Here is a 9279-nt window from a genome sequence, read left to right on the forward strand (position 1 = left end):
GCTTGCAGGCCACCATCGCGGCGGCGGTGGAGGAGCAGAGCGCGACCACCAGTGAGATGGTGCGCAACGTCACCGAGGTCTCCACCGGCTCCCAGGAGATCGCCTCCAACATCTCCGGCATCGCCGCGTCGGCGGATCAGACGACGGCGGGGGCCAGCCACACCGCTTCGACGGCGGGGGAGGTCTCGCGCACGGCGGTGCAGTTGAACGAGCTGGTGGCCTCCTTCACCCTGCCCCGCACCTGAGAGCCCGGCACCTGAGGGTCCCCGACGGCTGACGGTCCTCACCCGACAGCCGCCACCGCCACCCGGCCGGTGATCTTCCACGGTGCACCGTGGAAGATCACCGGCCGTCGTGCGTCCCCGGGGAGTCAGGGCCGGTGCGCCTCGCGCACGCCGAGCACGGCGCAGTCGTCCTCGGCCCGCGCGACCACGTCGGCCACGAGCGCGTCGAGCAGCTCCTCCAGCGGGGCGGTGGAGCTGCGCTCCAGCGCCCGCCGCAGCAGCCCCACGCCCTCCCAGACGTCCTGGTCGCGCCGCTCGACGAGGCCGTCGGTGTAGAGCACGAGCGTGCCGCCGGGCGGCCACGCCGCGACGTGCTCGTGCCGGGGCACGCCCGCGTCCACCCCCAGCGGCAGGTCCGGGGACCCGTCGACGAGGGTGCTGCACCCGCCGGCGTCCACGAGCACGCCCGGCGGGTGCCCGGCGGTGCTCCAGCGCAGCCGCCGCGCCGCTCCCGGCGGGTCCAGCCGCGCCACGGTCAGCGTCGTGAGGGTGTCCGCGCCCAGCTCGGCGAGGACGTGGTCCAGGCGGGTCACCAGCGCGGCCGGGGACTCCTGCGGCCGGTCCACGGCCAGCGCCCGCAGCATCGCGCGCACCTGCCCCATCTGCGCGGCCGCCTGCACGTCGTGCCCGGCGACGTCGCCGATGGCCAGCAGGCAGCCGCCGCCGGGCAGGCCCAGCGCGTCGTACCAGTCGCCGCCGACCTGCTCGTCGGTGGGCGACCACGGCACGTACCGGCCGGCCAGCTGCAGGCCCGGCAGCCGCGGCAGCTCCGGCAGCATCGCGGCCTGCAGGGTGTGCGCGACGTCGCGGCGCTCGGCGTACAGCTGGGCGCGGCGGGCCGCCTGGGCGGTCGCGTCCGCGACGGCGCTCAGCAGCTCCGCCTCGCTGTCGGTGAGGCGGTGGTCGGTGTGCCAGCCCACCGAGAACGCCCCGATGCGCCAGCCGCCGGCGATGGTCAGCGGCAGGACCGTGCCCGAGCGCAGCCCGGCGCGCTCCAGGCGCTCGCGCGCGGCGGGGAAGGCCGCCGCGAGCTCCTCGAAGGTGGCGAAGGTCAGCGGCCGGCCCGTGCGGGCGACCTGGGGCCCGGGCCCCGGGTGGTCCAGGGGCAGCCGGCTCCAGGCGTCCTCGACGGCCGCGTCGACCTGGCCGAGGGCCAGGGTGCGCACCCACGGCCCGTCGATCATCGACAGCCCGGCGTAGTCGGCGCCGAGGTGGTCGCGCACCACCGCCAGCGCCGCGCGGGCCACGTCCTCGACGGTGTCGGTGCGCGCCAGCGCGCTGGCCAGGCTCAGCAGGACGCTCATCCGCCCCAGCAGGTGCCCGCGCTCCAGCTGGGCCGCGCGGCGGGCGTCCGCGTCGTGCAGGACGACGACGGTGCGGTCGTCGACGCGGTAGGCGCGCGCCTCGAACCAGCCGTGCGGCGCGTGCTCCATCTCCCAGGTCACCGGTTCGCCGGTGCGCTCCAGGCGGCGCAGCGCGTCCTCGAAGGGCGTCCCGCGCAGCTGCGGCAGCAGGGACCACACGTCCCGGCGGCTGCCCGGGCGGGCCTGCAGGCCCAGCGCCCGCGCGCCGGCGCGGTTGACGTAGCGCACGCTCCAGTCGCTGCCGAGCACGAGCATGCCGTCGGCGGAGGAGTCCCAGGCGCGTGCCCACACGCCAGTCGGCACGGGCACGCACCTCCTGTCGTGGACCGCTGGACCGGGATCACAGCATACGGAGCGTCGATGCCTCACGTGCTCGCAGTGACGAATCCTGCACCACCGGCGAACGGGGCCCCGCCGGCGGGCTCGGAACGCCGCGGCCGCTCCGGGCGTTCTGCCACCGGGTGCGCCTGCGGGCGCGCGGTCGCGGGGGAGAGGACGGGATGCACCGGCACTACAACGGGCTGAAGACGGCCGTGCTGTTCGGCGTCATCTGGGCCGTGCTCCTGCTCATCGGCGCGCTGCTGTCCGCCTCCTTCCGCAGCTCCGCGTTCCTGCTGCTGTTCGTCGTCGTCGGCCTGGCCACCTCCGCCTACGGCTACTGGAACTCCGCCCGCCTCGCCCTGCGCGCCATGCGGGCGCGGCCGGTCTCGGAGGCCGAGCAGCCCGTGCTGCACCGGATCGTGCGCGAGCTGTCCACCCGCGCCCACCAGCCCATGCCGCAGCTCCACGTCTCGCCGACGATGGCCCCCAACGCCTTCGCCACGGGCCGCAACCCCGAGAACGCGGCGGTCTGCTGCACCGAGGGCATCCTGCAGCTGCTCGACGAGCGCGAGCTGCGCGGCGTGCTGGGCCACGAGCTCATGCACGTCTACAACCGCGACATCCTCACCTCCTCGGTGGCGGGGGCGCTCGCGGGCGTCATCACCTCGATCGCGCAGTTCGGGGTCTTCTTCGGCTCCGCCGGCGGCCGCGACGACGAGCGCCCCAACCCGCTGGCGCTGCTGCTGCTGTCGCTGATGGCGCCGCTGGCGGCGACCGTCATCCAGCTGGCCATCTCCCGCACCCGCGAGTACGACGCCGACGAGGACGGCTCGAAGCTGACCGGTGACCCGCTCGCGCTGGCCTCGGCGCTGCGCAAGCTGGAGCTGGGCACGCGGCAGCTGCCGCTGCCGCCGGAGCGCGAGCTCGTCAACGCCAGCCACATGATGATCGCCAACCCGTTCCGCGGGCAGGGCGTGGCGCGGCTGTTCTCCACCCACCCCCCGATGGCCGAGCGCATCGCCCGGCTGGAGGCGCTGGCCGGCTACCGCCGCTGAGCGGCCCGCTCAGCCGAGCACGGACTCCAGCCACTCGCGCACCTGCGGGAACGTGGCGCCCTCCGGCTCCTTGGGGTCGCCGTGCGAGACGCCCTCCAGCAGCCGCAGGTCGACGCGGTCGCCGGCCGCCTGCGCGGCCTGGGCGAACTCCTGCGCCTGCGAGGGCGGGACCGTGTCGTCGGCCGTGCCGTGCAGGACGAGCAGCGGCATCCCCAGCGGCACGCGCCGCGTCGGGTCACCCACGGCGTAGCGCTCGTCGACGGCGCTGGGCGGGCCGCCGAACAGCAGCTGCACGTTGGGGTCCCCGCCGTCCTCCCCGAGCGCGGTCGGGTGCAGCACGCCGGCCATGGCCGCGGTGGCCACCGGCACCACGCGCGGGCCGGCGCCGGGCTCGCCCGCGGCCAGGGTGTGCCGGGCGGCGGCCCACACCGCCAGGTGCCCGCCCGCGGAGTGGCCGACCACCGCCGTGCGCTCCAGCGGCAGGCCGTGCTCGGCGGCGGCCTCGGCGGCCATGTCCACCGCCGTCGCGAGGTCGGTGAAGGTGCCGGGCCAGCCGCCGCCGTCGCCGTTGCCGCGGTAGTCGACGTTGAGCACGGGCCAGCCGCGCTGGACCAGGTCGGCCACGAGGGCGTTGAGGTCGCGGCGGTCGGTGCCCGCGTCCCAGCCGCCGCCGTGCACGAGCACGACGATCGCCTCGCGCCGCTCGCCCGCCGGCAGCCACAGGTCGCTGACCTGGCGCGGGTGGTCCCCGAAGCGGTACTCGTCGCGCTGGGACTCCTGCAGCCCCGGCGGCACGAACGGCTCCTCGGTGGGCGTGGGGGTCGCCGTGGGGGACGGCGTCGCGGTCGCGGTGCTCGGGGCCTCGTCGGGGGTGTCCCGGCCGCCGGAGGTGCAGGCGGCCAGGCCCGCGGCGGAGGCCAGCGAGGCGCCGAGCAGCAGCCGGCGCGGCATCGGTCGGTCCACGGGGTGCTGCGCCCGCGTCAGCGGTAGTTGACGAACTGCAGGGCGACGTCGAGGTCGGCGCCCTTGAGCAGCGCGATGACCTCCTGCAGCTCGTCGCGGCTCTTGGAGCTGACGCGCATCTCGTCGCCGGTGACCTGGGTCTTGATCCCCTTGGGGCCCTCGTCGCGGATGATCTTGCCGATCTTCTTCGCGACGTCCTGGGCCAGACCCTCCTTGAGGGTGGCGGTGATCCGGTGCTCCTTGCCGGAGGCGAACGGCTCGGAGGTGTCCAGCGCCTTCAGCGAGACCCCGCGCTTGATGAGCTTGGTCTGCAGCACGTCGAGGACGGCGTTGACGCGGTCCTCGGAGCTGGCGGACATGAGGATGCTCTCCCCGCTCCAGCGCACCGAGGCGTCGGTGCCCTTGAAGTCGTAGCGCTGGGAGATCTCCTTCGCGGCCTGGTTGAGCGCGTTGTCGACCTCCTGGCGGTCCACCTTGCTGACGACGTCGAACGACGACTCGCTGGCCACGCGGGGTTCCTCCTGGTGCTGTGCGGGTGCTCGTGCGGGTGCCCGGGCGGGTGCCGGGGCGGCCGGTGGCGGGGCTCGGTTGCCGAGCACCCCCTCCGGCTTGCTATCGTCTCACTGTCGCCGGCTCGCCGGTGGCACGGCGGGTTGCCCGAGCGGCCAAAGGGAGCGGATTGTAAATCCGCCGGCATTGCCTACGTTGGTTCGAATCCATCACCCGCCACGTCGCACCACGCGACCCGGGGCCGGCAACGGTCTTGGGTCGCGGCGTGTAGGGTCGTGGTGACACGGCGCGAACGCGCGATGAACGCCCCGATAGCTCAGTGGTAGAGCACTTCCTTGGTAAGGAAGAGGTCTCGAGTTCAATCCTCGATCGGGGCTCGCACACCGGCGGGCACGCCCGCCGGACGCACGGCGGGGTAGCTCAGTTGGTAGAGCAAGCGGCTCATAATCGCTGTGTCGCCGGTTCAAGTCCGGCCCTCGCTACAGCGCACGGCGAGCACCGAGCGGTCGTCCCCCCGGGGGCGGCCGCTCGTCGCGCGTCCGGCCGCCGGCCGCTCGTCGCGTACCCTGGAGCGCGACCGCGGCGCACGCGCTGCCCGCTGGACCGTCAGAGAAGCTGAGAAGCCGAGGAAGAGGCACCCGCCGTGGCCAAGACCACCGACGTCCGCCCGAAGATCACGATGGCTTGCACCGAGTGCAAGGAGCGGAACTACATCACCAAGAAGAACCGCCGCAACGACCCGGACCGCCTGGACCTGGCGAAGTTCTGCCCGCGCTGCGGCAAGAAGACCACGCACCGCGAGACCCGCTGACCCCCAGCAGCGAGCGCACCGGACCGGGAGGCAGCACCCCAGTGGCGACCGTCAGCGTCGACGAGTCCTTCCAGGGGCGCGTGTACCCCGCGTCCGGTGCGAGCACGGTGAGCGCCGACGCGGTCCGGGCCTTCGCCCGGGCCGTGCGCGCCGTGCACCCGGCCCACCACGACGCGGCCGCCGCGCGGGCGCTCGGCCACGCCGACGTCGTCGCGCCGCCCACCTTCGCGGTGACGCTGGCGCAGGCCGCCGAGGCCCGCTTCATCACCGACCCGGCCGCCGGCATCGACTTCTCCCGCGTCGTGCACGGCGAGCAGCGCTTCAGCCACCACGCCCCGATCGTCGCCGGCGACGAGCTGACCGCCGAGGTGCACGTGGACCGGGTGCGCGTGGTGCGCGGCAACGCGATGGTCACCACCCGCACCGAGCTGGCCCGCACCGGCGGCACCCCCGTCTGCACGGCCACCTCCACCCTCGTCGTGCGAGCAGCGGAGGACGACGCGTGAGCACCGCCGGCCAGGCCCCCGACGCGCTCGAGGACGTCTTCGACGGCACCTTCGAGGCCGCGCACCTCGGGCGCGAGCTGCCCGCCGCCCGCTACGAGCTCTCCCGCGAGGACCTGCGCGCCTACGCCGAGGCCTCCGGCGACCGCAACCCCATCCACCTCGACGAGGCCACCGCCCGCGCGGTCGGGCTGCCCGACGTCATCGCCCACGGGATGCTGACGATGGGGCTGGCGGGCACCGTCGTCGCCGACTGGGCCGGCGACCCGGGCGCCGTGCTCGCCTACGGCACCAAGTTCACCGCGCCCGTCGTCGTGCCCGCGGCCGCCGAGGCCGTCCTGGAGGTCACCGGCTCCGTCGTCGGCCGCGACGAGGCCGCGCGCACCGTCGAGGTCGAGCTCGTGGCCACCAGCGCGGGCACCCGGGTCCTGGGGCGCGCCAGGGCCGTCGTCCGGCTGCGGTGAGCCCGGCCCCCACCGCCGCTCTGCGCGCACGGACCGCCGTCTACGCGGCGTTCGTCCTCAACGGCTTCTGCTTCTCCTCCTGGGTCGCCCGCATCCCCTCGGTCCGCGAGACCCTCGAGCTGACCCCCGGGCGCCTCAGCCTGCTCCTGCTGGCGCTCTCCGTCGGCTCCGTGGTCGCGATGCCGCTCTCCGGGGCGGTCGTGGTGCGCCTGGGCCGCGCCCGCACCGTGCTCGGCGGGGCCACCGCCGTCGCCGTCGGCATGGCGACCACGGCCCTGGCCGTCGACGGCCTGGGCAGCGTGCCGCTGGCCGCCGCGGGCCTGCTCGTGCAGGGCGCCGGGGTGGCCGCCTGGGACGTCGCCATGAACGTCGAGGGCACCGTCGTCGAGCGCCGCCTCGACCGCTCGATCATGTCCCGCTTCCACGCCGGGTACAGCTTCGGCACCGTGCTGGCCGCGGGGCTGGGCGCCGGGCTGCTGGCCCTGTCCGTGCCCACCTGGCTGCACCTGTCGGTCACCGCCGTCCTCGCGCTCGGCGGCGCCGCCGTCGTCGTGCGCTCCTTCCTGGACGACCCGGCGCCGGAGCCCGGCCAGGTCCCCGCGGGGGCGATCACGCTGCGCCGGGCGTGGACGGAGCCGCGCACGCTGCTCATCGGCGTGATGGTCCTCGGAATGGCCTTCGTCGAGGGCACCGCCAACGACTGGCTCGCCGTCGGCATGGTCGACGGCTACGGCACCACCCACGCCGTCGGCGTCGCCGGCTTCGCGGTGTTCGTCACGGCCATGACGGTCGGGCGCCTGCTCGGCCCCGTCGTCCTGGCGCGCGTGGGCAGGGTGCCCGCGCTGCGGGTCTGCGCCGCGCTCGCCGTCGCCGGGGTGCTGCTCTTCGTCCTCGCGCCCTCGGTGCCGCTGGCCGTGGCCGGTGCCGCCGTCTGGGGGATCGGCGCCGCCCTGGGCTTCCCGCTGGGCATGAGCGCCGCCGCCGACGAGGAGGTCAACGCCGCCGTGCGCGTCAGCGTCGTCTCCTCGGTCGGCTACGCCGCCTTCCTCGCCGGCCCGCCCGTGCTCGGCCTGCTCGCCGACCGGATCGGCGTGCTCGACGCGCTGACGGCGGCCGCGGTGATGTCCGCCCTCGCCCTGGTCGTCTCCGGCGCCGCCGCCCCGCACCACGCCGGGACCGCCCTCGGCGCGGACCGCGAGCGCGGCCGGGGCACAGTGTCCTCGTGAGCGTCCGCACCGACACCTCGATCGCCCCCCTCACCACGCTGCGCGTGGGCGGCCCCGCCCGCACCCTCGTCGAGGCCACCACCGAGGCCGAGCTCGTCGACGCCGTGCGCACCGCCGACGAGGCCGGCGAGCCGCTGCTGCTGGTGGCCGGCGGCTCCAACCTGCTCGTCGCCGACGCCGGCTTCGAGGGCACGGTGGTGCACGTGGCGACCACCGGCATCGGCGTCGACTCCGAGGACGCCTGCGGCGGCGGGGTCGTCACCGTCGCGGCCGGGCACCCCTTCGACGACTTCGTCGCCACGGCCGTGCGCCGCGGCTGGACGGGCGTCGAGGCGCTGTCCGGCATCCCGGGCAGCACGGGCGCCACGCCCGTGCAGAACGTGGGCGCCTACGGCCAGGACGTCTCGCAGACGATCGAGACCGTCCGCACCTGGGACCGCGTCGAGCGCCGGCAGCGGACGTTCGCGGCGGCCGAGCTGGGCTTCGGCTACCGCACCTCGCTGCTGAAGACCTCCCGGGTGGCGCTGGCGGGCGAGCACCCGGAGAGCCGCTACGTGGTGCTGGCGGTGACGTTCCAGTTCCGGCTCTCGGACCGTTCCACCGCCGTCGCCTACCCCGAGCTGGCGCGCCGGCTCGGCGTGCGGGTGGGCGAGCGGGCGCCGGCGGCCGACGTGCGCGCCGCCGTGCTGGAGCTGCGCGCGGGCAAGGGCATGGTCTGGGACCCGCGCGACCTGTCCGACCGCGACACCTGGAGCGCCGGCTCGTTCTTCACCAACCCGGTCCTGAGCCCGGCCGAGGCGGACCGGCTGCCCGCGGACGCCCCGCGCTTCCCCGCGGACGGGGGCGCGGTGAAGACCTCCGCCGCCTGGCTGATCGAGCGCGCCGGCTTCGGGCGGGGCTTCGGCGCCCCCGGCCCGGCGGCGCTGTCGACCAAGCACGTGCTCGCGCTGACCAACCGCGACGGCGCCACCGCCGAGGACCTGCTCCGGCTGGCCCGCACGGTCGCCGACGGCGTCGAGGAGCGCTTCGGCGTCCGCCTGGTCAACGAGCCCGTCCTCGTCGGCGCCCGCCTGTGAACCCGCCCCTCCGGGGTCAGCGGGCGCGCGAGCGGGCGACGCTGACGAGGGCGGCCCGCACGACGTCGAGCGCCTGCTCGGCGGACAGCCCCGAGCTGAGCGCGCGCTCGACGAAGCCCTCCGCGGCCCAGCGCACGTCCTCCTCGAGCGCGGTGCTCGCCGCGACCACGGTGCCGGTGCGCCGGCGCGAGGTCACGGTCCCGGCGGCCTCCAGCTCCCGGTAGGCGCGCTGGACGGTGCCCACGGCGATCCCCAGGTCGGCGGCCAGCGCCCGGGCCGCGGGCAGCCGGTCGCCCTCGCGCAGCGCGCCGGTCGTCACGAGCGCGCTCACCTGGTGGCGCAGCTGCTCGTAGACGGGCACGGCCGAGGTGGTGTCCACGCTGACGTGCAGGGCGCTCACGCGGCGACCGCCCGCGGTGCGCGCCGCAGCCCCGGCGCCGGGAGGAGCAGCACGAGCGCCCCGGCGAGCACCAGGAGCAGACCGGCACCGACGACGGGTCCCGCCAGCGCGGCGAGCGGCCCGTCGGTGACCTCGCCGGTGAGCGCGTCGGCCGTGCTGCGCCAGGTCGTCGCGAAGTGCGACCAGCGCACCAGCAGCACCCCGGCGGTGCCCAGCAGCGCCGAGGTGCTCACCCGCAGCACCCGGTGCGCGCCGGTGCGGCGCAGCGCGGCGTCGACGGCGGGCGGGGCGCAGGGGACGGC

10 protein-coding genes, 3 tRNA genes and 2 pseudogenes are annotated in these 9279 nt (G+C 75.9%); 10 read left to right on the top strand and 5 right to left on the bottom strand.

The genetic code is table 11. The features are described from left to right. Positions 1-245: pseudogene (locus GTQ99_RS15295) on the top strand (methyl-accepting chemotaxis protein); the annotation flags it as partial. 125 nt (positions 246-370) lie between these two features. Here the strand turns inward: GTQ99_RS15295 and GTQ99_RS15300 are convergent. Continuing rightward, entirely contained in the window at positions 371-1957 is a 1587-nt protein-coding gene (locus GTQ99_RS15300) for a SpoIIE family protein phosphatase (protein ID WP_166616599.1), read from the bottom strand. Between the two features lie 191 nt (positions 1958-2148). Here GTQ99_RS15300 and htpX point away from each other — a divergent pair, with 191 nt between their 5' ends. Continuing rightward, the gene (gene htpX, locus GTQ99_RS15305; RefSeq protein WP_166616600.1) at positions 2149-3024 is read left to right on the top strand and encodes a zinc metalloprotease HtpX; all 876 of its coding nucleotides are present in this window, start codon (positions 2149-2151) and stop codon (positions 3022-3024) included. Positions 3025-3033: 9 nt separating this feature from the next. Here htpX and GTQ99_RS15310 read toward each other — a convergent pair whose 3' ends face one another. Further along, a complete protein-coding gene (locus GTQ99_RS15310) occupies positions 3034-3987 on the bottom strand; it encodes an alpha/beta fold hydrolase (RefSeq protein WP_166616601.1) in 954 nt (317 codons plus the stop codon). A gap of 17 nt (positions 3988-4004) precedes the next feature. Then, positions 4005-4496: a YajQ family cyclic di-GMP-binding protein gene (locus GTQ99_RS15315; RefSeq protein ID WP_166616602.1), complete on the bottom strand. Its 492-nt coding sequence runs from the start codon at positions 4494-4496 to the stop codon at positions 4005-4007. Positions 4497-4634: 138 nt separating this feature from the next. Here GTQ99_RS15315 and GTQ99_RS15320 point away from each other — a divergent pair. The 8 genes from GTQ99_RS15320 to GTQ99_RS15355 all read left to right on the top strand — a co-directional run bounded on the left by GTQ99_RS15320 (position 4635) and on the right by GTQ99_RS15355 (position 8577). Beyond that, positions 4635-4716: transfer RNA gene (locus GTQ99_RS15320), tRNA-Tyr, on the top strand. Between the two features lie 86 nt (positions 4717-4802). Continuing rightward, positions 4803-4874, top strand: a tRNA-Thr gene (locus GTQ99_RS15325). A 32-nt stretch (positions 4875-4906) separates the two neighbouring features. Further along, positions 4907-4979, top strand: a tRNA-Met gene (locus GTQ99_RS15330). Between the two features lie 161 nt (positions 4980-5140). Continuing rightward, a complete protein-coding gene (gene rpmG, locus GTQ99_RS15335; protein ID WP_012085006.1) occupies positions 5141-5308 on the top strand; it encodes a 50S ribosomal protein L33 in 168 nt (55 codons plus the stop codon). 41 nt (positions 5309-5349) lie between these two features. After that, a complete protein-coding gene (locus GTQ99_RS15340) occupies positions 5350-5814 on the top strand; it encodes an FAS1-like dehydratase domain-containing protein (protein WP_166616603.1) in 465 nt (154 codons plus the stop codon). After that, positions 5811-6275: a MaoC/PaaZ C-terminal domain-containing protein gene (locus GTQ99_RS15345; RefSeq protein ID WP_166616604.1), complete on the top strand. Its 465-nt coding sequence runs from the start codon at positions 5811-5813 to the stop codon at positions 6273-6275. Before GTQ99_RS15340 ends, GTQ99_RS15345 begins: the two co-directional genes overlap by 4 nt. Further along, entirely contained in the window at positions 6272-7501 is a 1230-nt protein-coding gene (locus GTQ99_RS15350) for an MFS transporter (protein WP_166616605.1), read from the top strand. The genes GTQ99_RS15345 and GTQ99_RS15350 overlap by 4 nt, the downstream gene beginning before the upstream one ends. Continuing rightward, complete coding sequence (locus GTQ99_RS15355) at positions 7498-8577, top strand: UDP-N-acetylmuramate dehydrogenase (protein ID WP_166616606.1); 1080 nt, start codon at positions 7498-7500, stop codon at positions 8575-8577. Before GTQ99_RS15350 ends, GTQ99_RS15355 begins: the two co-directional genes overlap by 4 nt. Positions 8578-8593: 16 nt before the next feature. Here the strand turns inward: GTQ99_RS15355 and GTQ99_RS15360 are convergent, their stop codons facing one another. Then, positions 8594-8977: a GntR family transcriptional regulator gene (locus GTQ99_RS15360; RefSeq protein ID WP_166616607.1), complete on the bottom strand. Its 384-nt coding sequence runs from the start codon at positions 8975-8977 to the stop codon at positions 8594-8596. Beyond that, positions 8974-9279 (bottom strand): annotated as a pseudogene (locus tag GTQ99_RS15365) (hypothetical protein); the annotation flags it as partial. The gene GTQ99_RS15360 and the pseudogene GTQ99_RS15365, both read right to left, overlap by 4 nt.

It is taken from the genome of Kineococcus vitellinus, from assembly GCF_009906315.1.
In the GTDB taxonomy this organism is placed as follows: Bacteria; Actinomycetota; Actinomycetes; order Actinomycetales; family Kineococcaceae; genus Kineococcus; species Kineococcus vitellinus.